Raw genomic sequence first — 23,863 nt, 5'->3', positions numbered from 1 at the left:
TCAAACGAGTAGTTATAGCATTAAGAAGCAGAGTTTCCTCAAGCCAAGCCCAACTCGACTTTCTTGTGCTTGACCCAGGCACCGATCAGGCGATCCGCGGCAATTCCCATGAATGCAATACACAAGCCCGCGACCAAGGCCTTGCCAATTTCATTGCCTGAACGCGCCGCATTGATTTCAGCGCCCAAATCCTGTGTCCCGATCAAGGCGGTGATCGCGACCATGAACAAGGCCATGAAAATCACCTGGTTCACGCCCAGCATGATTTCAGGCAAGGCTATCGGCAGCTCCACTTTCACTAAGCGCTGCAGCCGCGTCGCGCCTTGTTGAGTCGCAGCCTCGATGATCGGCGTCGGTACGCCGCGCAGCCCCAGTATGGTGTAGCGTATCATCGGCACCACGGCAAACAGCAACACTGCGATGATGGCTGACAAGTCGCTCACCTTGAACAACATCACTACCGGAATCAGGTAGATGAATGATGGGAAGGTTTGCAGGAAATCGCACACGCCCGCCGCAAAACGAGACCAGCCAGCGGTACGCGATGCGCCCAGTCCGATGACAAAACCCACGCTGACACAAACCACGGCCGCTGTCCCTATCATATACAGCGTGGTCATCGCCTCGAGCCAAAGACCGGTGGCCGCCGGGAATAAAATGAGCAGACCGGCGATCAGCGCCACTGACCAGCCGCCCAGGCGATAGCCCAGCAAAGCGACCAAGGCGACAAAGGTGATCCACGGAATTGCCTGGAAAAAGTCACGCGTCGGGATCAGGATCTCAAGCAGCGTGAAATTGCGAAATGCCTGGACCGACTCATACAGATGCATGTTGATCCAATCGATGCCGGCATTCCAGTATGGCGCGGTGGTGATGCTGTGTTCATTGGTCAGCAGCGCCAGATCCGGCAGCGCGCGAGCGAGCAAAATGCTCACGACCAGGAAGGCCAGCGCGAGCACCACATAGGGGTGGCGCCGCCACCAGCCGAGGCTCGTGTCGATGTACATCGGCTGCTTCAACGCATACGCGCGGCTGTAACGGTCCAGCACCACGGCGATCACGACAATCGCGATCCCTTGCTCCAACGCTTCGCCCAGACGCAAGGATTGCAGCGACGTCAGCAACTCGCTGCCAAGGCCCGACGCCCCGATCAGTGCGGCCAGCACAATCATGGCCAGGGTTTGCATGATGCCCTGGTTCAAACCAACCAATAACACCGACCGCGCAGCCGGCAATTGCACCTGCCACAATAATTGCCAGCGCGTGCAGCCCATCATCCGACCCGCCTCGAGCACACCCTGACGCACACTTTCCAACCCAAGTGAAATGCAACGCGCAACGGGCGGCACCGCAAACAAGGCGGTAGCGATCATGGCGGGCACGTTGCCCACGCCATACAGCACCACAATAGGCACCAGGTAGGCAAACGGCGGCATGCTCTGCAGGATATCGAACAGAGGCGTCACCGCATTTTTGAAATGCCGGCTTTTACTCATCAATACCCCGGCCACCAAGCCGATCAGGAAAACCATGGGAACCGTGACGAGCACGAGGGAAAAAGTCTGCATCGACGCCTGCCAGACGCCAAACAACGCCAAATACGCAAATGCGAGGGCGCCGAGCAGCGCGCTGCGCCAGCCGCCCAGCCAATGCCCCAACAGCGCGGCAAGGCCGACCACCGTGATCCACGGCAGCGCCGGGACCTGCTTGGAGAAACCGTCAAAAAACAGCGACTCGGACAGCCCCAGCGGATACGCCAGCAGCCCCGAGACGCCACGGGTCAAGTCACGCGGCGTGAACTCAAACGCCGTTCCGGCAAAGAAACGAAGCCCATACACCAGCCATTCGAAAAATGAATCGATCCAGTCTTTGAGAGGCAGAACCCAATCAGACGGGTAGTCCGCGACCCAGGCCAGCCTGCTCACCGCGAACTGGCCCAGCACAATAATGGCAAGCGCGGCGACCCAATACAAGGGCCGATGCCTAACTGTCCTGGAACGCCCATCCGTCAGCGGCGCCGCAACGCCGCCGGCCCGAACGGCGGGCCCGGCAGGCCGATGCGCGCCAGAATCCGCTCTGTTCAAATCATCGTTGGATAGAGTTGCGCTATGTGTCATTGGAACAGCGCCCGTGCCAAATGCTCGCGACTGACCTGCCCCACCAGCAGGCCCGCGGCGTCGACGACAGGCAAGGCCCGATCGGCTTCGATCACGCGCCGCGCTATATTTTCCAGAACGTCAGTGTTCCTGATCACATTCTGCTTGCCGGCGAGACTGAAATCGCCAGGGTTTGCAGGCGCCATGATCTTCTGCGTCGAAATCAATTTGGCGCGCGGCGCATACTGCACAAATTTTTTGACATAGTCGTTCGCCGGCGTCATCAACAATTCTTCCGCGGTGCCGATTTGCGCCAGGCGGCCATCCTTCATGATGGCGATACGATTGCCCAGGCGCACGGCTTCGTCAAAATCATGCGTGACGAATACGATGGTCTTGTTCAGCCGGGATTGCAGGCTCACGAACTCATCCTGCATCTCGCGCCGGATCAGCGGGTCGAGGGCCGAGAACGGCTCATCCAAAAACCAGACATCGCATTCGCCGATAAGGCTGCGCGCAATCCCGACACGTTGTTGCTGGCCGCCCGACAATTCGCGGGGAAAATTGTGCTCGCGCCCTTCGAGGCCAACGGTTGCGACCAACTCGCTCGCTTTGGCTAAACGGGTCGCTTTCGGTACGTTCTGGATCTCGAGCGGAAAAGCGATATTGTCCAATACGGTACGGTGCGGCAGCAGGCCAAAGTGCTGAAACACCATGCCCATCTTGCGCCGGCGAATATCCGTCAGGCTGCGGCGCGAAGCTTGCAATAGATCGACGCCATTGAACAGCACCTGGCCGGCGCTGGGCTCGATGAGCCGCGTGAGGCAGCGCACAAGCGTGGACTTGCCCGACCCGCTCAAGCCCATGATGACCAGGATCTCGCCCGCATAGACATCAAAGCTGACGTCGCGTACAGCCGCAATCAAACCCGCAGACGCCAGCTCGGCGTCGCTTGGGTCGCGCTGATGTTTATCGAGAAAACCGTGGGCGCCTTTGCCAAACAGCTGCCACAGATTTTTGCATGAAATTTTTACCGTATCGCTCATAGTTGACCTGTCAAATAAACGCGCAAAAGCGCTACACTTTCCGACAGGATCAGCGGCATTATCAATCGGAGCTGATTCAGAACAAAAAACTATGCAGTGTCGGATAAGTGTCGATGTTGAACTGGGATGAAGCCCATGATGCTGCGAAGACCAGCAGGAGTCGCGCGTGACCGCATAAACATGGTCACGCGTAACCAGGCATCAGCTAGCGCAAGCCGGCATCCACGCTGCGACCTGTTTCTGATTCTTGTCCACCCACGCAGCGGCGGCGGCGTCATGCGTCATGCCATCGACATCCGCCAGCGCGGCAGCCTGGTCTATCATCGGCCCGGTAAAGTCGATGTTTTTAATCAACTGATAGGCGCAGGACCACTTTTTTTCGAAGCCTGACCATGCGGCCTTTTTCAAATAGCCGCCCTTGGGCGACCCGCAATCGTAGGTCTTGTCCGGGTTGATGCCCCATTTCGGATCCTCGGTGCAGGCTTTTTCGTGCTCTGGAAATTCAACGAATTTCCCTGGGAATGCCGCGCCCACCCAGTTGGGCGCCCAGTTGAACAGCACGATAGGTTCTTTGCGCGCGGCGGCCGACTTCAATTCGCCAAACAAGGCCGCGGCGGAGCCGGCATTGACCACCGTAAAATTCAGATCCAGCGCCTCGATTTTTTCTTTGTCGTGCTTGATCCAATCAACGGGACCGGCCAAATAGCGCCCTTTAGGGGCTGTTTCAGGCGCGGCGAATTTATCGGCGCATGCATTGAGCGCCTTCCAATCGGGCAAATCGGGGCAAATTTCTTCCATGTAGTCTGGGTACCACCAGTCTTCACGCGTCGTCGCGGTGTGGCTGCCGAGATCGACCATGCGACCCGCCTGGACTTCCTTCATGAAGCTGTCGTTCATCGTGCCTTCCCAGACTTCCATCTGCAAATCCAGATCGCCCAAGCCCATTGCCGCAAACTGGCCCTGACTGTCCGATGGCACGATTTTGGTGTCATAGCCGATTTTCTCGAGCAGCTGTTGCGCGATGCGGGCGAGCACCTTTTGGCTCGACCAATTGTTGTCGACTATTTTGATCGGATCGCTTGATTCTGGCGTGGCCGCATAGGCGGGCGCGCCGATCGCGACAGCGGCCAGCAGCATGCTGGCGCCAAGTTGGTTAAGTATTTTCAATGAGAACTTCCTCCATTTCTGAAAGAGCGACGGGTCGGCTCGTTTCAAGGTTTTGATAAATGACCCAGCCATGCGAACGACCAGGGCGGTCCGTTTATCAGGAGCACGGTTACTTTGCTGCGCTGCGAAAGCAAGGTTCGTAGCCAAGCACGCGAGCACTGCTCAGTTGGCGCGCACAATAGAAGCATCGTTGGCAAGCATGTCGCCAACGCAGTAAAACCAGACGGTTCAGAATGCCGGATTTATTTCAGACACATCGAATGGAGCTACTCTTTCCAGCGCTACCCATGGCGCAACTGCTTTATCGCCTCGCGCGAATTCTTCAGCTGTGCATTACATCCGGGTAGGTGGATGATTTTGATAACAACAATTTTGCCGCGTATGCGGCGTTTGAGCGGTTATTTAAACCGTATTATTGATCTGAAGCTATGTATTCTACTAGAAGTAGGCCTTTCCTGTTTTTCCACCCTGTTTTCTCTGGTATGGCAGCCTCCCGCCGGCTGCGCATCACAAGGACAAAACGGCATTGACTTCAATCAATACGCGCGAGGTCGGCAACCTCGGCCGGTGTCAGGTAGCGCGACTCGCCTGCTTGCAAATCGGAATCCAGGGACAATGGGCCGATGCGTTCACAGTGCAAGAAAAGTACCTGGCTGCCCAAGGACTCGAACATGCGCTTGACGTGAAAATCTTTGCCCTCCTGGATCGTCAGCCGTACGCTGCGTTCATCGACCCGCAGGAGCGCGGCAGGCAAGCCTCGCTGTTCTTCGTCTTCCAGCTTTATTCCGGCCTGGAACCGGACCTCGGCGTTTTCCGGGAGAGGTTCGGCCAGCGTGACGAGATAGACCTTGTCGCAGCGCTTGCGCGGCGAGATGATGCGATGCATCCAATGCCCGTCGTCCGTAATCAGGATCAGCCCCGTGGTGTCCACATCGAGCCGGCCAACAGTTTGCAGCCGGTCGCGTTTGTCCACGTCCAGCAGGTCGATCACTGGCGGATACTGACTGTTGCGATTGCCGCATTCGTGGCCGGCGGGCTTGTTCAGCATGAGATAGCGCAACCCGACAAGGCTGAGCGTTTCGCCTTCCCATTGCACCTCGTCGCCGTCCTGCACCACGTGAGTGCCCCGCTTGATGATTTCGCCGTTGACCGTGACTTCACCGCTGAGGAGCACGGAACGAGCCTGCGAGCGTGTCAGATCGGAACTTTCGCAAAGATACTTGTCCAGGCGCATTCGGTTTCCAGGTAAGTTGCTATCCCGCGTAATATACAATTCTTTGCAGGCAGTCATCAGCCTGCGGCTGCAAATCAGGGACAAGTTCCCGATTTGCTTCGGCCCGGCGCGCTTTGCGCGCATGATGCCGTGTGACTGTGTCATTTAACATTATTCAAGAAGCAGGCTATGGGTAGTTTGACGGGCGGTATCATTGTCGTGGTCGCGTTTGCTGTCGCTTTCGGCATTGCCCGGGCTGTCATGCTTTATCGCGCCCGGCGCGAGGCCGGGCGCAAACAGGCGTATGCAGCGGTTCAGCGCCTGGAAAAGTCCTTCCAGCCGCCTTCAAAAAACAAGAATAAGCGCCGGCGCGAGCAGCGGAAAAACCCCGCGACGCGAGCACATACGCCGTAGCCATCGTAGCCGGCACCTGCGAAATACGCCCCGCTTCGCCGCATTGATGCCGCCAGGCTCTAGTCTTCCAACCAGAGCGGCGCTTGCGATTGCCCCGTCCTGGAAATTTCAGCGCAATAGTCATGGGCGGCGAACTTTTTCTCCGCCCTGGCTTTGGGAATGGGCTCCCAAGCGACAGTAAGGCTCTGATGATCGCCGGCATCGCTTCCCGTCTGGTTGGCGTCGTCGCGCTCTCCATAGACGACAAGAGCCGGAGCCACTTTGTTTTCGTCCGTTTCCCACACGCATATCATCAAATAACGCGGCAGCTCATTGACAGCCACCAGAGGCGCGCTGAGCAGGAGCCGGCGCTTGGACTGAGCCAGCGTCAGCGAAGGCAGGTATTTCGCATGGCTTATCAGGACCACTTCGTCCCGCTCTTCCATCCAGCCGAATACAGCGCTTCCGCCCGCTACGCCGGTCTCTTCCTCGAAATGAACGTGGGCGAAAATATCGGCGTGATAGGATTTCTTCCTCTTGCCGGACATGTTGTACAAGCCAAGAAAACTGGCGCGCCCCGTGTGCGCTTTTTGATGTATTGAACTTGCCATCTCCTCCGGCGGCGCGACAGGCTCCGCGCCGCGCCGGGCGTCCTTGGCCGCGGCTTGCCCGCTCTGAGGCGCCGCCGGCATGGGCGCTGGCGCCTCCGAAGCAGGGGCCGCCCGCGCCGCCGCTGTCGGTTTGCATTCCGGGCCCGGGCCGCCCTCTCCCTGATTGGCCGACTGCAGTTCGCAGGTCCTTGCCTTGGTCATGGACCGGATGCACTCAGCGGCCTCGACCTGGCTGAGACTGCCCTGCGCGGCCCCGTAGAACCCGCAGTTTGCGTCGCGATATTTGATCCACAGTCTCTGCGCCGCCTTCAATGGCGCCTGCTGCTGCGCATCGCTGCGTTTCATCAACGCCTGGTATGAACTGTTCAGCCGTTTGTCCCATTGTTTCGTGGCATTGCCCAGGCAGTCGACGATGCCGACCGTCGTGTTTTCGTTGCATTCTACGTATTCGGCGCCATACATTTGCGCGGGACATGTGACGGGCAAGCCGAGCAGGACCAGCAGAAAAAAGACATGGCGCATGGCTACACCTGCGAAAAGTATTGAGCTACGATGCCGGCATGCGGGCTTCGTGGAAGGCTACGCCGATCCAGCGCGCAAAGCCATAGGGTAAATGACTGAAAGACGCCAGCCAAACCTTGAAGAAAATGGCCGGCTTTCACCGCAAAGCATCGCATTCAGGCGGATCGACCGCGAGCCTAAGCGCAAGCCTCGCCCTTCGGGGCGGGGCCAGGCGAGGCAAGACCAATGCGGCGCCCTGCCGTAAGGTATTATTTCAACCTTCACCGCGCGCCGGCGGCGCGGGCCATCGCCCGATGGAAGCCACAGGCCCGGCCAGATGGAAGGTAGAAGGATAGAGATGCGAGGACTGTTTTATGCGTTGCCATTGCTGCTGCTTGCCGGTTGCGCCACCACGCCTCCCGCCGATCCCGAAAATCTTTGCGCGATATTCCGCGAGAAACCGGACTGGCACAAGGCCGCCGTGAAGGTGCGCGACAAATGGGGCGTGCCGCCCCAGGTGCCGATGGCCATGATGTACCAGGAATCCAGCTTCCGCTACGACGCCCTGCCGCCGCGCTACTATTTCCTGGGCTTCATCCCGTGGGGCCGCGTCAGTTCGGCCTATGGCTATGCGCAGGCCAAGGACGAAACCTGGTCCGACTACCAGCGCGAAGCCGGCAGTTGGCTTTCCAGCCGGGACGACTTCGGCGACGCCATGGACTTCATGGGCTGGTACATCAGCAAGACCCAGCGCCTGAATGGAATTTCCAAGTGGGACGGCTACGGGCAGTACCTGAATTACCACGAAGGCTGGACGGGCTACCGGAACCGCAGCTACGATGGCAAGGCATGGCTCAAGCGCGTTGCCTCCCAAGTGAAAACCCGGGCCGAGCGTTTCGGCGCCCAGTACAAGAGTTGTGAAAAAGAACTCAGCCGCGGCGGCGGGCTGCTGGGGTGGTTCTGAGCAGCAGCATCGACGCGCAGGCAACGGCTATTGCGCCTGCCGCTGTATTTTTTCGCCCCCGCGCTCGATATCCTCGCCCGCGCCTCTCATCGTATTGCACCCAGCCGCCAGCGTCGCAAAAACCAGAAATATAGGTAACCAGATTCGCTTATTCATTTGCATCTCCCTTTGAATGACAATTCCTGCGCGCAACCTTCCGGCCCAACCGGGTGGCGCTGGCATTTCGCCAGCAAGTAGCGGGCCTGCCCGCGAGCGACCCGCCGCTCCCGTTCGACGGCGAGTTCGCGCCAGAGCGGGATCCGACAGCAACTTTCCGCAAGCACGCAAGCCTTCCATGCGTGCCTGAGCCGGCGGCCGAATTCCAGCCTTGCGCAGGGGCAATCAGCTGCCGGAATATCCCAATTGCCTGGAAAGCCCGCCCGCCGCCTGCCGCAAGGCGCCGGTTATTTCGTTGGGCTCGGGCGCTTTCCAGCGAAACTCTGGAATCAAAAACCCCAGGCTGCCGACGACTTGGCCGTCGCCATCGAAAAATGGCGCCGCCACACCCACGGTATTCGGCGTCCGATGAGAATGGGTCACCCCATAACCGTCGGCGCGAATGGCCGCCAAGGCTGCGCGGATTTTCCGCGCGTCCGGCGCCTGGCCTCCGACGGGCGAGCGCTCGTTTCCGGCTATCGCCCGGTCTATCTCTTCTTGCGTAAGGTGCGCCAGTATCACGCGCGCGGTCGCGCCCCATACCAAAGGTTCGAGGGTGTTCAACTGAATGTCGTAGCGCATGGGATCGGCCGGGGAGCCGCTGGCTGCGTGGAACATCTTCAGATGCCGCCGCTCCAGCAGCGTCAGAATCGAGCTCTCGTGGAATTTTTCCGACAAGGCTTTCAGATAAGGTTCCGCCAGCTTTATATACGGCATGCGCGCGCCCAGCTTGCCCGCAATGCGGTACATCTCCAAGCCCGGCTGGAATGTGCTTCCCGCTTCATGCGTCACAAAGTCGGTGTCGCGCAGCGTGGCCAACAGTCTGTGCACGGAGCTGCGCGGCAGATTCAGGCGCTGGGCCAGGCTCTGCGCCGTTTCGCCCGGGTGATCGGCGACGCAGCGCAGCAGCAATAGCACCCGCCTGACCGTGCTGGTTTCTTTCAAGTCAGCGGGAACGCGGGCATTTTTGTTCGCAGTTGACGACCCTGCCCCGTCTTCTTCATTCATCCTCTGTCCTCAATTGGAATCCACACTGTCGCGGATTGTAGCCAAGCAAGGGATAGCCATCATATCCGCATATTGACAAAAGCCTGCCTGCTGTCATAATTATCACTCAACGGTCTATTGTCTCATTCAATGGACATATTATGCAAGACCGACTATCGGATAATGCGCCGGCGGGAACGAGGCATCGACAAGCCGACGCAGCCAAGAATGATGAGGACAGACAATGAATCTTGATTTCACTGGGCGCACAGCCCTCGTTACAGGCGCCAGCCAGGGCATAGGACGGGCAACGGCGCGCATGCTTGCGGAAAGCGGCGCGACCGTCGTGGGCGTCGCGCGGCGCAAAGATCTGGTGGAAAAGCTGGCCGCCGAGGCCGCGACAAAGGGCGGCGGCAGGATCATCGCGCTCGCAGCGGATTTCTACGACGAAGATGCCCCTGAATATGTAGCCAATGAAGCGCAGCGCCTGCTCGGGCACATCGACATCCTGATGAATGCGGCGGGCGCAAGCCGGCCGGTATCCTTCGACGCGGGCCGCGAAGCATGGCATGAAGGCATGCTGCTGAACTTTTTCCGGATCCGGGAATTGACCCACGCAGTCGTTCCCTACATGCGCGAACGCAACTGGGGCAGGATCGTGACGTTCACCGGCACATCCGAGCCGCGCATGCTCAATGCCGCATTCACCGCAAAGGCCGCCGTGCATGTCTGGTCCAAGGGCCTGTCCAGGGAGCTCGCCGCCCATGGAATCACCGCCAACTGCTTGCAGCCCGGCCGTATCCACAGTGAACAGATATCCCGCCGCTACCCGACGCTGGAAAGCGAACTCGAGTATGCAAAGGCCGAGATTCCGGCGGGACGGTTCGGCGAGCCGGAAGAGATAGCCGCAGTCGCGGTGTTTCTCGCTTCGCCCCTTGCAAGCTACGTTACGGGAACCGTCATACCGGTGGACGGCGGATCCAGCCGTTTTGCCTTCTGATGGCGGCCCCAGCCATGGCATCCCCATGCGCGGCCGCCCCGCCCAGTGTGCTGCAAAAGCTGGCCCGCGTCGTCCATGACGTGCACTACGATAATTTGCCGCCGGCAGTGATCAAGGCGGCAAAAGATCTCATCCTCGATACGCTCGGCTGCGCCTATGGCGGCTTTGCCAGCCCGGTGGCTATCGCCTTGCGGAAGATGGCAGCCGATTGCGGCGGCGCGGAACAAGCCACGCTCATCGGCACCGGTGGCAAGACTTCCGCGCCTTTGGCCGCTTTGGTCAACGGCAGCCTTTTGCGCTACCTGGATTCCAATGACTATTACTTTGGACGGGATCCCGCCCATCCCAGCGGAAATGTGGCCGTCGCCCTGGCGGTGGGCGAACGCGAAGGGCGCAGCGGAAAAGACCTGATCGCCGCCCTGGTGGCCGCCTATGAAGTCCATCTGCGCCTTTGCGACTTCGCGGGCGCGCCTTCGCTATGGCGCCGGGGCTGGCACCATGGAACGAACGCCCAGTTCTCCACATCCGCCCTGGCGGGGCGCCTCAGCTGGGATGAGCCCGCCCTTACTGCGCACGCCATGGCCATTGCCGGCAGCCATCAGAACACACTCGCGCAGCTTCAGAGCGGCGCCGTCTCCATGATCAAGGCGACGGCGGAGGCCTGGGTCGGCAAAGCGGGCATAGAAGCGGCCATGTTGGCGGGGCACGGAATAACCGGGCCACTGGACCTCATGGAGGGCGTACATGGCTGGGCCAAAAGCGTGGCGGGCGAAGTGGATTTTGACGCCCTTGCCGCGGCCGCGCCCAAGCACCGGTATCGCATCCTCGACGCCAGCGTCAAACCCTATCCGGCGGTGGCGACCGCGCTCGCTCCGATAGCCGCCGCCATCAGGGTTTGCCACGCCAACACGATAGTGGCGGACGATATCCAGGACATCGTGGTGTATTTGCCGGGCTTCGCCCTGAATAGTCCGTCAGCCCATCCCGGCAGACGCTATCCGGCGAGTATCGAAAGCGCTCAGCACAGTTTCTATTACTGCGCGGCCGTTGCGCTTCTGGATGGCGCATGCGGCGACGCGCAGTTCACCGAGGCAAGGCTGGCCGACGAAACACTGCGCGCCGTGCTCGCCAAAGTCGAGCTGCGCGAAGACCCCGCCTTGAATGAACTGTGGCCTCAGGCCGCCGGAGGAGCGGTGGAAGTGCGCATGGCCGACGGCGCCCTATACGGTCACCGCTGCCCCTACCCGCCGGGACATCCCCGCTTTCCGCTAAGCGCCGCCGAACTGGACGGCAAATTCTATGACTATGCGACGCCGGTCCTGTCCGAACCCGGGGCCCGGGCGCTCCACGACGCCATTTACCGCCTCGAGGACTTCGAAGATCTGCGGGACCTGACGCGATTGCTGGCGCCAGCGGCATAGCGCAATGCCGTCCAGGCAGGCATTCCACCTACATATAAACACAAAGGAGACTTCCATGATCGGTTTTTTACTCAGACGCGCGGGCAGCGCAGCAGCGCTGGGGGCGCTGCTCTCCATGCCGTTTGCCTGTAGCGCCCAGTCTTATCCCGCCAAGCCGATTCATTTGGTGGTGCCCTTTCCGCCCGGCGGCGTGGCGGATATCATCGCCCGCCCCATTGCGGAAAGAATCGGCCGCTCGCTGGGCCAAACCGTTATCGTCGAAAACCGGGGCGGCGCCACGGGAACGATAGGGGCCGCCTACGTGGCAAATTCAGCGGCGGACGGCTACACGCTTCTGTTTGCCACGACCAACGAAATAGCGATGAGCCCCACGCTGTACAAATCCCTGCCATACGATCCCGTCAAGGCTTTCAGCCCGGTCATGCCGCTTGCGGAGTTTCCGAATGTACTCGTGGTCGGCGCATCGACGCCCGCAGACAGTTTGGCCAAGTTGATCGATCTGGCAAAAAGCCGCAAGGCGAGCCTTTCCTTCGCATCGTCCGGCGTGGGCAGCACCAATCACCTGACGGCGGAGCTTTTCAAGTCCGAGGCCAAAGTGGGCGTCCTGAATGTTCCATACAAAGGCGGCGGCCCGGCGCTTGTCGATCTGGTCGGAGGCCAGGTCGACGCCATGTTCGCGACCCTTCCGTCGGCGATCAATATGATAGCAAGCGGCAAGCTCAAGGCCATAGCCGTCACGGGACAACACCGCTCGCCCGCTCTTCCGGATGTGCCCACCGCAAAGGAAGCAGGCCTTTCCGGGCTCGTGGTCACCACATGGAATGGCGTGCTGGCCCCGGCGGGCACCCCGAAGGCCGTCATCGACCGCCTGCATCAGGCCCTGGGCGAGGCGGTCGCGGATCCGGAGATCCGGCAGAAACTGGCGGCCGCGGGGGCCGAGCCCATGACCGGGACGCCTGAAGCATTTGCCTCGACGATAAAGGCCGATTTTGACCGATGGTCGGAGGTCATCAAGCGCGCTGGCATCGAGGCCCAGTGACAAGCGCCAGCCAACGGAAAAAGGAAAACGAAATGAGCACATTCCTCGGTTCCGGCATATTGGCCTTATGGCTGGACGTGGCTCCCGATCTGGACAAGGAAACGGATGCCTGGTACGTCGACGAACATCTGCCCGAACGCATCGATATCGGCGGCTACCTGCGAGCGCGCCGCTACCATGCCCTGCAAGGAGCCCCCGCCTACCTTACGCTGTTCGAAGCAAGCACGCCCATGGCGCTGGCCAGCGAAGGCTACCTGAGCCTGGTCAAAAGAATCAGTCCCCAATCACAGCGCATTCGCGCGGGCTTTTCCAACGTGGTGCGCAACACCTTTGAAGTCAGGAAGAGCGTGGGCCGCGGCATTGGCGGAATCATGGGCAGCCTGCGGCTCACGGCCAGGGACGGCGCAAGCCTTGCGTCCGTGTCCGCAATGGATATGCTCATGCCCCGGCTCCTGGAACAGCATGGCGTGGTGGGGGCGCATTGGATACAAGCGGCGCCCGAAGTTCGCGCCGGCATGGACTCCGTGCGCGCGGTGGGACAACAAGACAGGAGCGCGGACTATGCTCTGCTGGTCGAAGCGACACGCGCAGGCGAAATCAGCCGCCTGCGCGAAGATCTGCTGTCCCCGGCCAGGCTTGAGCAAATGGGTTGGCGCGAAGATGGCTTTGCCATCTACGGCCTGCTCTACGAAGTGTCCAAGGACCAGGCACCATAAACTCAGGAGACACAGCATGAAAAGAACTATCAGGTCGGCGGGCGGCGCCGCGCTTCTCGCCATAGCGGCCTGCATGCCGGCCGCAGCCACGGCCGCAAGCTACCCGGAACGTCCCATTACGTGGATAGTCCCCTACCCGCCCGGCGGCACCACCGACGTCGTGGCGCGCAATATCGCGCAAGCCATGTCCGGAAATCTCGGCGTATCGATCGTCGTCGAGAACAAGGCCGGCGCCGGCGGACAGATAGCCATGGCAGCCGTTGCCCGCGCAAAACCGGACGGCTACACGCTGCTCGTCAGCGACGCAAGCCTGGCCACCGCGCCCAGCCTGTACAAAAACATGCAGATCGATCCCTTTAAAGATCTGCAGGCGGTTTGCCTGTTCGTCACCGTGCCCCATGTGCTCGTGGTGACGCCCACGGTCAAGGCAAGCTCGTTGTCCGAATTGATAGCCCTCACGCGGCAATCGTCCGGCAAGATCAATTTCGGCTCGGGCGGGGTTGGGTCGCCCCTGCATCTTGCGGGCGCGGCGCTGCAGATGGAAACGGGCATGGAATGGACTCACATACCCTACAAGGGGGCGGGCCCCGCCATCATGGCAGCCATCAGCGGCGAGGTCAAAGTGGCGACGCCATCGCTGCCCGCGGCCCTGCCGCAGATAGCAGCGGGAAAGCTGCGCCCGCTTGCCGTGACCAGCTATAAGCGCGTGGCGACATTGCCCGACGTTGCCACCATAGGCGAGCTCGGCTATCCGAAGGCCACTGCATTCGGCTGGGTGGGGCTGCACGCCCCGGCCGGCACGCCCGCGGACGCGATACAGCGGCTGGAGGACGCGGCAGGCAAAACAATGGATGATCCCGATCTGGCCAAGCGGCTGCAGGCCCAAGGCGCCGACATCATGTTCGAACGCCGTTCCGGCTACGGCAAGCTGGTGTCCGAGGAAGCCGTGCGCTGGCAAGGCGTTGTAAAGACACTGGGGCTGACGCCTCAATAGCGGCATAGGCCAGGCGCCGCTTCAGCGGCGCCTGGAATCAGGCTTGCGGCGCGAAAAATCGCTCGCGCATTTCCTCCAGCCCCAACATTTTCAGCAGATTCTCCAGCCTTTCAGCGGCCTTGCGGCGCGGCAGGTTTTTATAGGAAGCGATGATCAGTTCGTTTTTCATCGAGTGCTCCCAGCCCACCAGTTCGGTCACCGTCACCTGGTAGCCATGCGCTTCCATCTGCAGGCTGCGCAATACATTGGTGGCCTGGCTGCCGAACTCGCGCGTATGCAGCGGATGGCGCCACATTTCGGCCAGGGCCCCGGCGCCGAGAGACTGCGCTTTCTTGCCGCGCAGCACGCTTGCCACTTCCGCCTGGCAGCACGGAACGACGACAATGTACTTGGCCTGTTTATGCAGGGCGAATCGTATGGCGTCGTCGGTGGCGGTATTGCAGGCATGCAGCGCCGTGACCATGTCCACCTGCGCCGGCAGGCGGTCCGACGCGATGGAATCGGCGACCGAAAGATTCAAGAAGGACATGCCGGGAAACCCCAGCCGCCGCGCAAGGTCGGTAGCGCTATTGACGAGCTCTTCGCGCGTTTCGATGCCGTACAAATGCGACTGGTCCTTCAATTGCTTGAAGAACAGGTCGTAAAGGATGAAGCCCAGGTAGGACTTGCCGGCGCCATGGTCCACCAGGGTGATGCCTACGCGATCCCGCTTCAAGTCCTCGAGCAGCGGCTCGATGAACTGGAACAGGTGGTAGACCTGCTTGAGCTTGCGCCGGCTGTCCTGGTTCATCTTGCCGTCGCGCGTAAGGATGTGCAGCGCCTTCAACAATTCTATGGATTGTCCAGGACGGATTTCGTGTGAAGAAGGCATGGGATGCGGCGGGGCCGGGTCATTAAGGAAGACAGCCTTTTAGTTTACTCAATATCGGCGGAGCTGCGGCGCTGACATAATCGATACGCTACTATCTGAGCTGCTACGTGCCCGTGATTGGCCATGTAGAAAGCAGAGCGCCAAATCGTGGGGACCGCAAGGGTGGTGGAAATTACATCGAGCAAACAGGCCGCGGGAATCGGCAAGAGTTTTTTTCTTATAGCAGGCGCTGGCTTCGCCAGCATGGCCGGCATGCGCATCTGCGACGCGCTGCTGCCGGACCTCGCCCTATCCTTCGAGGTGACCACGGGAGCGGCCGCCGGATCGATATCGCTGTTTGTGATCGCCTATGGCTTTCTCCAGCTGGTATATGGCCCGCTGGGCGATCGCTATGGCAAGCAGCGCGTCATCAGCTGCGCCGTGGCGGCTTCCGCGCTGATCAATCTGGCGCTGGTTTTCGCGCCATCGATGTCGGCCGTTATCGTATTGCGCGGCATGGCCGGCGCGGCCACCGCCGGCATCATTCCGCTGAGCATGGCCCTGATAGGCGATTCGGTTCCCTATGCCGAAAGGCAGGGCGTGCTGGCCAAGTTCATGTCGGCCACCATCATAGGCATGATTTCGGGGCAATGGGTGGGCGGGCTGTTTGCGGACTTGCTCAACTGGCAGGCCGCCTTTGGCTTGCTGGCGCTGATTTTCGGCGGTGTTGCCCTGATGCTGCTGCGCTCGCTGCCGGCCAAGCCGCCGGCCAACGCCGCGCGGCGCAGTTTTTTTTCCCAGGTGACCAGCGTGCTGCGGATTGCCTGGGCGCGCCACATATTGCTGGTGGCCCTGATCGAGGGCGCCTTCGTATTCAGCGCGCTGGTTTTCATCCCGACCTATCTGCATGACCGCTACGGCCTGCCGCTGACCGCGGCGGGAGCGATTGTCGCCCTATACGGCGCCGGCGGCCTGGTCTACACCTTTTTCGCGCGCCGCCTGCTTGGCCGCTACGGCGAGCGCGGCCTGGCCTTGAATGGCGGCGCGCTGATGGCCGCCGGCTTCGCCATGCTGGCCTTCGGACCACACTGGGCCTGGTCCATGCCGGCCTGCTTCATTGCCGGCATGGGTTTCTATATGCTGCACAACACCCTGCAGGCCAACGCCACGCAAATGGCGCCCGACACACGGGGAACGGCGGTATCGCTGTTCGCCTGCAGCCTGTTCCTGGGGCAATCGCTGGGAATAGGCGCGATCGCGGCCGTGGTCGACCATTATGGCGTCGACGCGGCATTCATCTGCAGCATGGTCGCTCTGCCCTTGCTGGGCGCCTGGTTCGCGCACAGCGTTGCGCACAGGCCCTGAGGCGGCGCATCGCCCGCGCAAGGCGGCGCGGCGGGTCCGGCGCTCAATTGAGCGCTTCCTTGGCGGCCTCCTCGGGGGTCAGGCCGTTATAGAACTGGTCCGTAAACCATTCGGCCTGTTCCTCGATGTGGTCCTGCGCCTGGCGCAATGTCGCGCCGGCGGCCACCAGGAAATCCTCGACCTCGATGCACCATTCAATCAGCGCCACTTCATCCGGATCCGGCGCGCCTTTCTTTTTCATCTGTTTTCCTTTACTTGAAGCCATGTCATGCCTGCACGGGCGCCGCATGCGAAATGCGGCGCCCCAAAGAGGGTACACATAATACAGAATACTGCTGTTTCCGGGGCGGCATGAACCCGCCGGGTACGGCTCGCGTCAGCGCCCCGAATCATTCGCCGCCGCGTCAGAAGGCGGCGCCCGACAGCCACCCGGCCATGGCGCTGCCCAGGACGACCAGCCAGGGCGGCAGCTTCCAGAACATCAGGGCGGCAAGCGCCATCAACACCAGTCCGAAGTCCGCGGGCCGGTGCACGGCGCTGCTCCAGGCGGGCTGGTAGAGCGCCGCCAGCAGCAGGCCGACGACCGCGGCGTTCACCCCGGCGAATGCAGCCCGCGTGTGCGCGCTACGGCGCAGTTGCTCCCAGAAAGGCAGCGCGCCGACCACCAGCAGAAAAGCGGGCGCGAAGACAGCGGCCAGGCATGCCAGCGCGCCCAGCCAGCCGCCCGGTGGAACCGTCATCGAGGCGCCGAGAAAAGCGGCGAAGGTGAAGAGCGGGCCGGGAACGGCCTGGGCCGCGCCATAGCCCGCGAGAAAGGTTTCATTGGTCACCCAGCCGCTGGGCACCACCGCCGATTGCAGCAGCGGCAGCACGACGTGGCCGCCGCCGAAGACCAGCGCTCCGGCGCGGTAGAAAGCGTTGACCATTGCCAATGTCTGCCCGGGCCAAACCTGGGCGGCGGCGGGCAAGCCGGCCAGCAGTCCAAAAAACAGGCATAGGGCCGCGATGCCGGCGCGCCGGCTCACCGGAACCGCGAGCGGATCATGGGCCAGGCCGCCGACTGGCCTGCAAAGCCCTAGCCCGGCCACGGCAGCGGCGGCGATCACGCCGACTTGTCCCCAGGCATTCGGCCACAGGAGGACGATACATGCCGACACGACGGCAATCGCAACCCTCGGGATGTCCGTGCATAGATGGCGCGCCATGCCCCACACCGCCTGCGCGACCACAGCGACCGCGACCAGCTTGAGGCCTTGCAGTGCGCCCGCGGGAAAAGCGCTGCCCCATGTGGACAGGCCCAGCGCGAACAGAACCAGCATGAGCGCCGATGGCAGGGTGAAGCCGGCCCAGGCGGCCAGCGCGCCAGGCAGGCCGGCCCGCGACAAGCCGAGCGCCATGCCGACCTGGCTGCTGGCCGGGCCGGGCAGGAACTGGCACAAGGCGAGCAGATCGGCGTAGCTGCGCTCGCTCAGCCAGCGCCGGCGCATGACGAACTCATTGTGGAAATAAGCCAAATGCGCCACAGGGCCGCCGAAGGAGGTCAGGCCCAGGCGCAGAAAGATGAGAAAAACAGCCCACGGCGTCCGGTCGTCGATTTGCCTGTATGCCATGCTATTCATCCGCGGACCGAGAACCGCGCCGCTAGCCGCCAGCGCGCTTGACGGTCCAGCGCGGGCCCAGCTTCTGCACGACCAATTCGCGATGATCGCCTTGTATTTCGATCACGCCGTCTTTGACGGTGCCTCCCGACCCGCAGGCGGTTTTCAGCTGCTTGCCCAGGCCGGCCAGCGCCGCCGCGTCCAAGGGGACGCCTTTGACCACCGTGACGCCTTTGCCGCGCCGCCCCTTGGTTTCGAACGACACCCGCACTATGCCGTCGCCATCGGGAAGGCTTGTTATCGTCCGGCAAGCGCAGCGGGCCATGGGTTGCGCGCATACCGGGCACATGCTGCCGGTTTCGGTGGAGTAGACCAATCTGCTGCCTGGTCGCGGCTTGACTGTCGTTGCCATGGAATATCGCGGTGAAGAAGGGGTAAGCGGGAAGCGGCGCGCTTCATGTCCTTCCATTATCGCCTACGATTATGGCCGGCGCTAAGCGATGCGCGGGGCCGCGGCGGCATGCTTGGCGCCCACGACGCAGGCCGCGGCAGCCGCCATGACGAACACCATGGACCATTTGAACGGTTCACCCAGCAGCGTCGCGGCAAGCAAAAGGCCGAAAAAGGGCTGCAACAGCTGCAGCTGCCCCACCGATGCGATGCCGCCCTGCGACAGGCCCCGATACCAGAACATGAAGCCGATCAGCATGCTGAACAGCGATACATAGGCCAGGCCTATCCACGCCGGCGCCTGCACCGCCGCAAACGACACCGGCCAGATGGCCAGCGCGGCCAGCAGCATCAGCGGCAGGGGCAAAACCAGGGCCCAGCAGATCACCTGCCAGCCGCCCAGGCGCCGCGACAGCATGGCTCCTTCCGCATACCCCAGGCCGCAGACCACTACGGCCGCGAGCATCAGCAGCGCTCCGGTCACCGATGAGGCGCCATTGCTGCTGAAGGCAAAGGCGGCGACCAGCAGGCTGCCCATGCAGGCAAACAGCCAGAAGGCCGGACGGGGCCGCTCCCCCCCGCGCAGGACGCCGAATATGCCGGTGGCCAGGGGCAGCAGGCCGATGAACACCATGGAGTGGGCGGAGGTGATGTGCTGCAGGGCCAGGGCCGTCAATAGCGGAAAGCCCACCACTACCCCCAGCGCCACGACGGCCAGCGGCAGCAGCTCATGCCGCCCGGGCAGCTTCTGGCGCGACACCAGCAGCAGGAACACCGCCAGCAAGCCGGCGATGGAGGCGCGCGCCACCGTGAGGAAAACCGGGTCGAAGCCCAGGACGGCGACTCGCGTGGCCGGCAGAGAGCCGCTGAATATCAGCATCCCGATGGATCCATTGAGCCAGGCATGGGCCGTTTTGTTCATGATGTGTCTCCATTGCGCAGACAGTGTCGCCGAAAACACTGGCACTCGCCAGGGACAGAGGAGTACACTTTGGACAAACTGTAATGGCATGAAAGGCAGTACGGATGGATACTCTCCTGGTTCAGAAAGAAGCCGGCACGCTCGTCGAGCAGGCCATGGACGCCATACGCCGCCGCATCGCCGCGCGCCAGCTGGTGCCCGGCGCGCGCCTGCCCTCGATACGCGGCTACGCCGAATTGCTGCGGGTGTCCAAATCCACGGTGGTGGACGCCTACGAGCGCCTGGCCGCCGAGGGCGTGATCTGCTCCCGCCCGGGTTCCGGCTTTTACGTGGCCGGCCACATCGCGCCGCTGTCGCTGTCGGACCTGGGCCCGCGGCTGGACCGGGCGGTCGACCCTTTATGGGTGTCGCGCCAGTCGCTGGAGGCCGGCGACGATATCCTCAAGCCGGGCTGCGGCTGGCTGCCGGCCTCCTGGCTGCCGCAAGACGGCTTGCGCCGCGCCTTGCGTTCGGCGGCGCGCGCCCCGGATTCCGGCCTGGCCGACTATGCGTCGCCGCTGGGTTCGGCAGCCTTGCGCCAGATCCTGGCGCGGCGGCTGCTGGAACGCGGTACGCAAGCGTCGCCCGACCAGGTCATGCTGACCGACTCGGGCACCCAGGCTATAGACCTGCTCTGCCGCTTCCTGATCGAACCGGGCGACGCCGTGCTGGTGGACGACCCATGCTATTTCAATTTCCATGCCCTGCTGCGCGCCCATAGAGCCAAGGTGGTGAGCGTGCCCTACACGCCCAACGGCCCGGACATCGACCTGTTTGCGCAGGCCTTGGCCGAGCACCAGCCGCGCTTGTACATCACCAACTCCGGGCCGCACAACCCGACCGGGGCGACGCTCAGCCCTGTCGTCGCGCACCGCCTGCTCAAGCTGGTCGATGCGCACGACCTCGTAGTCATCGAGGACGACATCTTTGCGGATTTCGAACTGGAACCCGCTCCGCGCCTGGCGACCTTCGATGGCCTGAACCGGGTGGTGCAGATCGGCAGCTTCTCCAAGACACTGTCGGCCTCGGTGCGCTGCGGCTATATCGCCGCCCGGCCGGACTGGATCGAGGAACTGGTCGATCTGAAAATCGCCACCACGTTCGCGGGCTCGCGCATATCGCAGGAGCTGGTGCTGGCCATCCTGCGGGACGGCAGCTACCGCAAGCACCTGGAGGCGCTGCGCCTGCGGCTGGCCCAGGCCATGCGCCAGGCCACGCAGGGCCTGGCCGGCATCGGCATCACGCCCTGGATCGCGCCCCGGGCGGGCATGTTCCTGTGGTGCCGCCTGCCCGCCGGGCTGGACGCCACCGAGATGGCCAAACAGGCGCTGCAGCAAGGCATGGTGCTGGCGCCAGGCAATGTGTTCAGCCTGTCGCAATCGGCGGCCGGGTTGATGCGCTTCAATGTAACGCAGATGTCGGACCCTCGGACATTCCGGATGCTGGATGCCGCGGTTGGCGCCGCGCGGCGGCGGCCGGCCTGAAACGCGCCATGCCCAAAACGGCCGAATGCTACAATTGACGCCCCTTTTGCGCAGTTGCCACCATACCCCCGATGATTATCCTCAAGAACGTGACCTTGCGTCGCGGCAGTAAAGTATTGCTCGACAAAACCTCCGTCACGCTCAACCCCGGTGAAAAAGTAGGCCTGGTCGGCCGCAACGGCGCGGGCAAGTCGTCCCTGTTCGCGGTGCTCAATGGCACGCTGCACGAAGACGGCGGCGAATTTTCCATTCCATCGCAATGGCGCATGTCGCAGGTCGCGCAGGACATGCCCGAAACCGGGCAAAGCGCCACGGATTTCGTGGTCGAGGGCGACACCCTCCTGCTTGCCGCGCAGACCGAAGTGGCCGCGGCGGAAGCCAGCGACGACGGCATGCGGATGGCGCACGCCTATATGGCCCTGCACGATGCCGGCGCGCACGACGCCCCCGCCCGGGCGCAGTCGCTGATACTGGGGCTGGGCTTCAGCGTGGCCGAGCTCGACCGGCCGGTGAACAGCTTCTCGGGAGGCTGGCGCATGCGCCTGCAACTGGCGCGCGCGCTGATGTGCCCGTCGGACCTGCTCTTGCTCGATGAGCCGACCAATCACCTGGACCTGGACGCCCTGGTGTGGCTGGAAGCCTGGCTCAAGAACTATGCGGGAACCATGGTGGTGATCAGCCATGACCGCGAGTTCCTGGACGCCGTGACCAATGTCACGCTGCATATCGATCACAGCAAGCTGGTGCGCTACGGCGGCAATTACAGCAAGTTCGAAGACATGCGCGCCGAACAGATGCTGCTGCAGCAGGCCGCGCACGCCAAGCAACAGGAAAAAGTCGCGCATCTGCAAAAATTCATCGACCGCTTCAAGGCCAAGGCCAGCAAGGCCAAGCAGGCGCAAAGCCGCGTCAAGGCGCTGGAACGCATGGAAAAGATCGCGCCGATACTGGCCGATGCCGACTTCCAGTTCGAATTCAAAGAGCCCTTCAGCCTGCCCAACCCCATGCTGTCCATGTCGGCCGCCAGCTTCGGCTATCCCGCGCCCTCCGACGCGCTGGCCGGCACGGGGCCCACCGTCATCGTGCAAAACATCAACCGTTCGGTATTGGCGGGACAGCGGATCGGCATTCTGGGCGCCAACGGCCAGGGCAAATCGACGCTGGTGAAAACCATCGCCGGCGCCTTGCAGCCCATAGGCGGCGAGATCATTACCGGCAAGGGCCTGAACATCGGCTATTTTTCGCAACAGGAACTCGACGTCCTGCGCCCGGCCGACAACCCGCTGGACCACATGATACGCCTGGTGCGGGACACGCCGGCCAGCGTGAGGCCCAGCGCCATGGATTGCCGCGAGCAAGGCTTGCGCAACTTTCTGGGCACCTTCAATTTCAGCGGCGACATGGTCAAGCAGTCGGTCGGCAGCATGAGCGGCGGCGAAAAAGCGCGCCTGGTGCTGTGCATGATAGTCTGGCAGCGCCCCAACCTGCTGCTGCTGGATGAGCCGACCAATCACCTGGACCTGGCGACCCGCGAGGCCTTGAGCGTCGCGTTGAACGAATTCGAGGGTTCGGTGATGCTGGTCAGCCACGACCGCGCTTTGCTGCGCTCGGTATGCGACGAATTCTGGCTGGTGTCGCGCGGCGGCATGAAAGATTTCGACGGCGACCTCGACGATTACCAGGTCTATCTGTTGGACGAGGCCAGGCGCCAGCGGGAAAGCGCGTCGCGCAAGGCGGCGTAGGGCCGGCGGTTTACGGCGGCGCGCGCCGGCTTGCGGCGCTTTCATCAAGGCAGCGCCCGTGAGCTAATATCATGGAGCCAGGAGCTGCCGGATCGCTTCCCTGCCCCCTGCTCTTACATGGAGAACGATATGGCTTCCCAACCCGAAAACGTCAGCATGGCCCTGTTCTGCGACTTTGAAAACGTTGCGCTCGGCGTGCGCGACGCCAGGTACCACGAATTCGACATCAAGCTGGTGCTGGAACGGCTGCTCTTGAAAGGCAGCATTGTCGTCAAGAAGGCCTACTGCGACTGGGACCGCTATAAATCCTTCAAAGCCACGATGCACGAGGCCAACTTTGAACTGATCGAAATCCCGCACGTGCGCCAGTCGGGCAAGAATTCGGCCGATATCCGCCTGGTCGTCGACGCCCTGGATCTTTGCTATACAAAAGCCCACGTCAACACCTTTGTCATCATCAGCGGTGATTCGGACTTCTCGCCGCTGGTCTCCAAGCTGCGCGAAAACGCCAAACAGGTGATAGGCGTGGGCGTCAAGCAATCGACGTCCGACCTGCTGATCGCCAATTGCGACGAATTCATTTTCTATGACGACCTGGTGCGCGCGACACAGGACGGCGCCGACAAGCACGAAGCCAAAGACGCGCCCGCCGGCGGCCAGCCCGCGCCCGGGGCGGGAAAGCGCAGCCAGGATGAATTGCAGGCCCTGAAAGGGACGGCCATCAAGATCGCCGCGGATACCTTCGACGCGCTGCTCTCCGAACGGGGCGACAGCGGCAAGATATGGGCATCGACGCTCAAACAGGCCATCAAGCGGCGCAAGCCCGACTTCAATGAGTCCTACTACGGCTTCCGCGCATTCGGCAATCTGCTTGAAGAAGCCCAGGCGCAGAACCTGTTCGAGCTGGGCCGCGATGAGAAATCCGGCACCTTCGTATACAGCGCCGAAGCCGGGACAAAAGGCCCTCACGCTGGCCGCGATGCGGCGGCGCTGCCCCCCGAGGGGGCGCTTTTTGCCTTGGGGCGGCCCGGCGGCAAAAAACCGCCAACCCCGCTCAAGGAGCGCAGGAG

The 23,863-nt window shown here is 62.2% G+C and carries 21 protein-coding genes and 1 pseudogene; 10 read left to right on the top strand and 12 right to left on the bottom strand.

What is annotated here, in order from left to right:
- Nucleotides 1-38 precede the first annotated feature (38 nt).
- The 5 genes from BUB23_RS14640 to BUB23_RS14615 form a co-directional block, all read right to left on the bottom strand.
- A complete protein-coding gene (locus tag BUB23_RS14640) occupies nt 39-1,973 on the bottom strand; it encodes an ABC transporter permease (RefSeq protein ID WP_178372318.1) in 1,935 nt (644 codons plus the stop codon).
- Between the two features lie 140 nt (nt 1,974-2,113).
- A complete protein-coding gene (locus tag BUB23_RS14635) occupies nt 2,114-3,142 on the bottom strand; it encodes a quaternary amine ABC transporter ATP-binding protein (RefSeq protein ID WP_073104021.1) in 1,029 nt (342 codons plus the stop codon).
- A gap of 201 nt (nt 3,143-3,343) precedes the next feature.
- The gene (locus BUB23_RS14630) at nt 3,344-4,456 is read right to left on the bottom strand and encodes an ABC transporter substrate-binding protein (protein ID WP_245801281.1); all 1,113 of its coding nucleotides are present in this window, start codon (nt 4,454-4,456) and stop codon (nt 3,344-3,346) included.
- A gap of 385 nt (nt 4,457-4,841) precedes the next feature.
- Nucleotides 4,842-5,543: a pseudouridine synthase gene (locus BUB23_RS14625; RefSeq protein ID WP_073104017.1), complete on the bottom strand. Its 702-nt coding sequence runs from the start codon at nt 5,541-5,543 to the stop codon at nt 4,842-4,844.
- Between the two features lie 452 nt (nt 5,544-5,995).
- Nucleotides 5,996-7,048, bottom strand: coding sequence for a lysozyme inhibitor LprI family protein (locus BUB23_RS14615; protein ID WP_073104013.1), 1,053 nt, complete (start codon nt 7,046-7,048; stop codon nt 5,996-5,998).
- Between the two features lie 337 nt (nt 7,049-7,385).
- Here BUB23_RS14615 and BUB23_RS14610 point away from each other — a divergent pair, with 337 nt between their 5' ends.
- A complete protein-coding gene (locus BUB23_RS14610; protein ID WP_073104012.1) occupies nt 7,386-7,991 on the top strand; it encodes a transglycosylase SLT domain-containing protein in 606 nt (201 codons plus the stop codon).
- A 27-nt stretch (nt 7,992-8,018) separates the two neighbouring features.
- On the opposite strand, the gene BUB23_RS27830 is transcribed toward BUB23_RS14610, so the two are convergent.
- Both BUB23_RS27830 and BUB23_RS14600 read right to left on the bottom strand, forming a co-directional pair.
- The gene (locus tag BUB23_RS27830; protein ID WP_425439548.1) at nt 8,019-8,081 is read right to left on the bottom strand and encodes an entericidin A/B family lipoprotein; all 63 of its coding nucleotides are present in this window, start codon (nt 8,079-8,081) and stop codon (nt 8,019-8,021) included.
- 291 nt (nt 8,082-8,372) lie between these two features.
- The gene (locus BUB23_RS14600; protein WP_084136035.1) at nt 8,373-9,194 is read right to left on the bottom strand and encodes an IclR family transcriptional regulator; all 822 of its coding nucleotides are present in this window, start codon (nt 9,192-9,194) and stop codon (nt 8,373-8,375) included.
- Nucleotides 9,195-9,417: 223 nt separating this feature from the next.
- On the opposite strand from BUB23_RS14600, the gene BUB23_RS14595 reads away from it, so the two are divergent.
- Genes BUB23_RS14595 through BUB23_RS14575 form a run of 5 tightly spaced genes read left to right on the top strand, consistent with a single transcriptional unit; the run spans nt 9,418 to nt 14,343 of the window.
- Nucleotides 9,418-10,173, top strand: coding sequence for an SDR family NAD(P)-dependent oxidoreductase (locus BUB23_RS14595; protein WP_073104008.1), 756 nt, complete (start codon nt 9,418-9,420; stop codon nt 10,171-10,173).
- A gap of 14 nt (nt 10,174-10,187) precedes the next feature.
- Entirely contained in the window at nt 10,188-11,594 is a 1,407-nt protein-coding gene (locus BUB23_RS14590; RefSeq protein ID WP_178372317.1) for an MmgE/PrpD family protein, read from the top strand.
- Nucleotides 11,595-11,649: 55 nt separating this feature from the next.
- A complete protein-coding gene (locus BUB23_RS14585; RefSeq protein ID WP_073104004.1) occupies nt 11,650-12,633 on the top strand; it encodes a Bug family tripartite tricarboxylate transporter substrate binding protein in 984 nt (327 codons plus the stop codon).
- A gap of 32 nt (nt 12,634-12,665) precedes the next feature.
- Nucleotides 12,666-13,349 (top strand): DUF4286 family protein, encoded by a 684-nt coding sequence (locus BUB23_RS27045; protein WP_073104003.1) that lies wholly within the window; start codon nt 12,666-12,668, stop codon nt 13,347-13,349.
- A 16-nt stretch (nt 13,350-13,365) separates the two neighbouring features.
- The gene (locus BUB23_RS14575; RefSeq protein ID WP_073104001.1) at nt 13,366-14,343 is read left to right on the top strand and encodes a Bug family tripartite tricarboxylate transporter substrate binding protein; all 978 of its coding nucleotides are present in this window, start codon (nt 13,366-13,368) and stop codon (nt 14,341-14,343) included.
- A gap of 37 nt (nt 14,344-14,380) precedes the next feature.
- Here BUB23_RS14575 and BUB23_RS14570 read toward each other — a convergent pair whose 3' ends face one another.
- On the bottom strand, nt 14,381-15,214 hold the full coding sequence (locus BUB23_RS14570) for a class I SAM-dependent methyltransferase (protein ID WP_073103999.1): 834 nt from the start codon (nt 15,212-15,214) through the stop codon (nt 14,381-14,383).
- A 147-nt stretch (nt 15,215-15,361) separates the two neighbouring features.
- On the opposite strand from BUB23_RS14570, the gene BUB23_RS14565 reads away from it, so the two are divergent.
- The gene (locus BUB23_RS14565) at nt 15,362-16,558 is read left to right on the top strand and encodes an MFS transporter (RefSeq protein WP_342743847.1); all 1,197 of its coding nucleotides are present in this window, start codon (nt 15,362-15,364) and stop codon (nt 16,556-16,558) included.
- A 43-nt stretch (nt 16,559-16,601) separates the two neighbouring features.
- On the opposite strand, the gene BUB23_RS14560 is transcribed toward BUB23_RS14565, so the two are convergent.
- The 4 genes from BUB23_RS14560 to BUB23_RS14545 form a co-directional block, all read right to left on the bottom strand.
- Nucleotides 16,602-16,799, bottom strand: coding sequence for a hypothetical protein (locus tag BUB23_RS14560; RefSeq protein ID WP_073103997.1), 198 nt, complete (start codon nt 16,797-16,799; stop codon nt 16,602-16,604).
- Nucleotides 16,800-16,962: 163 nt separating this feature from the next.
- Entirely contained in the window at nt 16,963-18,168 is a 1,206-nt protein-coding gene (gene chrA, locus BUB23_RS14555; protein WP_073103995.1) for a chromate efflux transporter, read from the bottom strand.
- Nucleotides 18,169-18,199: 31 nt separating this feature from the next.
- Entirely contained in the window at nt 18,200-18,568 is a 369-nt protein-coding gene (locus tag BUB23_RS14550) for a translation initiation factor Sui1 (protein ID WP_073104170.1), read from the bottom strand.
- Between the two features lie 81 nt (nt 18,569-18,649).
- Nucleotides 18,650-19,528: a DMT family transporter gene (locus BUB23_RS14545; RefSeq protein WP_073103993.1), complete on the bottom strand. Its 879-nt coding sequence runs from the start codon at nt 19,526-19,528 to the stop codon at nt 18,650-18,652.
- Between the two features lie 104 nt (nt 19,529-19,632).
- Between BUB23_RS14545 and BUB23_RS14540 the strand changes: the two genes are divergently transcribed.
- The 3 genes and pseudogenes from BUB23_RS14540 to BUB23_RS14530 all read left to right on the top strand — a co-directional run.
- Nucleotides 19,633-21,051 (top strand): aminotransferase-like domain-containing protein, encoded by a 1,419-nt coding sequence (locus BUB23_RS14540; RefSeq protein ID WP_073103991.1) that lies wholly within the window; start codon nt 19,633-19,635, stop codon nt 21,049-21,051.
- 71 nt (nt 21,052-21,122) lie between these two features.
- A complete protein-coding gene (locus tag BUB23_RS14535) occupies nt 21,123-22,793 on the top strand; it encodes an ABC-F family ATP-binding cassette domain-containing protein (protein ID WP_073103989.1) in 1,671 nt (556 codons plus the stop codon).
- Nucleotides 22,794-22,922: 129 nt separating this feature from the next.
- Nucleotides 22,923-23,732 (top strand): annotated as a pseudogene (locus BUB23_RS14530) (NYN domain-containing protein); the annotation flags it as partial.
- Nucleotides 23,733-23,863 lie beyond the last annotated feature (131 nt).

Origin of the sequence: Pollutimonas bauzanensis (assembly GCF_900129885.1) — a bacterium.
Taxonomy (GTDB): Bacteria; Pseudomonadota; Gammaproteobacteria; order Burkholderiales; family Burkholderiaceae_B; genus Pollutimonas; species Pollutimonas bauzanensis.
Note: the sequence above shows the minus strand (reverse complement) of the source record. Positions and strands in the feature narration are given on the sequence as shown.

Coding starts and splice junctions, on each gene's coding strand:
- BUB23_RS14635 (WP_073104021.1), bottom strand. CDS start 3,142: ATGAGCGATACGGTAAAAATTTCATGCAAAAATCTGTGGCAGCTGTTT.
- BUB23_RS14625 (WP_073104017.1), bottom strand. CDS start 5,543: ATGCGCCTGGACAAGTATCTTTGCGAAAGTTCCGATCTGACACGCTCG.
- BUB23_RS14615 (WP_073104013.1), bottom strand. CDS start 7,048: ATGCGCCATGTCTTTTTTCTGCTGGTCCTGCTCGGCTTGCCCGTCACA.
- BUB23_RS14610 (WP_073104012.1), top strand. CDS start 7,386: ATGCGAGGACTGTTTTATGCGTTGCCATTGCTGCTGCTTGCCGGTTGC.
- BUB23_RS14600 (WP_084136035.1), bottom strand. CDS start 9,194: ATGAATGAAGAAGACGGGGCAGGGTCGTCAACTGCGAACAAAAATGCC.
- BUB23_RS14595 (WP_073104008.1), top strand. CDS start 9,418: ATGAATCTTGATTTCACTGGGCGCACAGCCCTCGTTACAGGCGCCAGC.
- BUB23_RS14590 (WP_178372317.1), top strand. CDS start 10,188: ATGGCATCCCCATGCGCGGCCGCCCCGCCCAGTGTGCTGCAAAAGCTG.
- BUB23_RS14585 (WP_073104004.1), top strand. CDS start 11,650: ATGATCGGTTTTTTACTCAGACGCGCGGGCAGCGCAGCAGCGCTGGGG.
- BUB23_RS27045 (WP_073104003.1), top strand. CDS start 12,666: ATGAGCACATTCCTCGGTTCCGGCATATTGGCCTTATGGCTGGACGTG.
- BUB23_RS14575 (WP_073104001.1), top strand. CDS start 13,366: ATGAAAAGAACTATCAGGTCGGCGGGCGGCGCCGCGCTTCTCGCCATA.
- BUB23_RS14570 (WP_073103999.1), bottom strand. CDS start 15,214: ATGCCTTCTTCACACGAAATCCGTCCTGGACAATCCATAGAATTGTTG.
- BUB23_RS14560 (WP_073103997.1), bottom strand. CDS start 16,799: ATGAAAAAGAAAGGCGCGCCGGATCCGGATGAAGTGGCGCTGATTGAA.
- chrA (WP_073103995.1), bottom strand. CDS start 18,168: ATGGCATACAGGCAAATCGACGACCGGACGCCGTGGGCTGTTTTTCTC.
- BUB23_RS14550 (WP_073104170.1), bottom strand. CDS start 18,568: ATGGCAACGACAGTCAAGCCGCGACCAGGCAGCAGATTGGTCTACTCC.
- BUB23_RS14545 (WP_073103993.1), bottom strand. CDS start 19,528: ATGAACAAAACGGCCCATGCCTGGCTCAATGGATCCATCGGGATGCTG.
- BUB23_RS14540 (WP_073103991.1), top strand. CDS start 19,633: ATGGATACTCTCCTGGTTCAGAAAGAAGCCGGCACGCTCGTCGAGCAG.
- BUB23_RS14535 (WP_073103989.1), top strand. CDS start 21,123: ATGATTATCCTCAAGAACGTGACCTTGCGTCGCGGCAGTAAAGTATTG.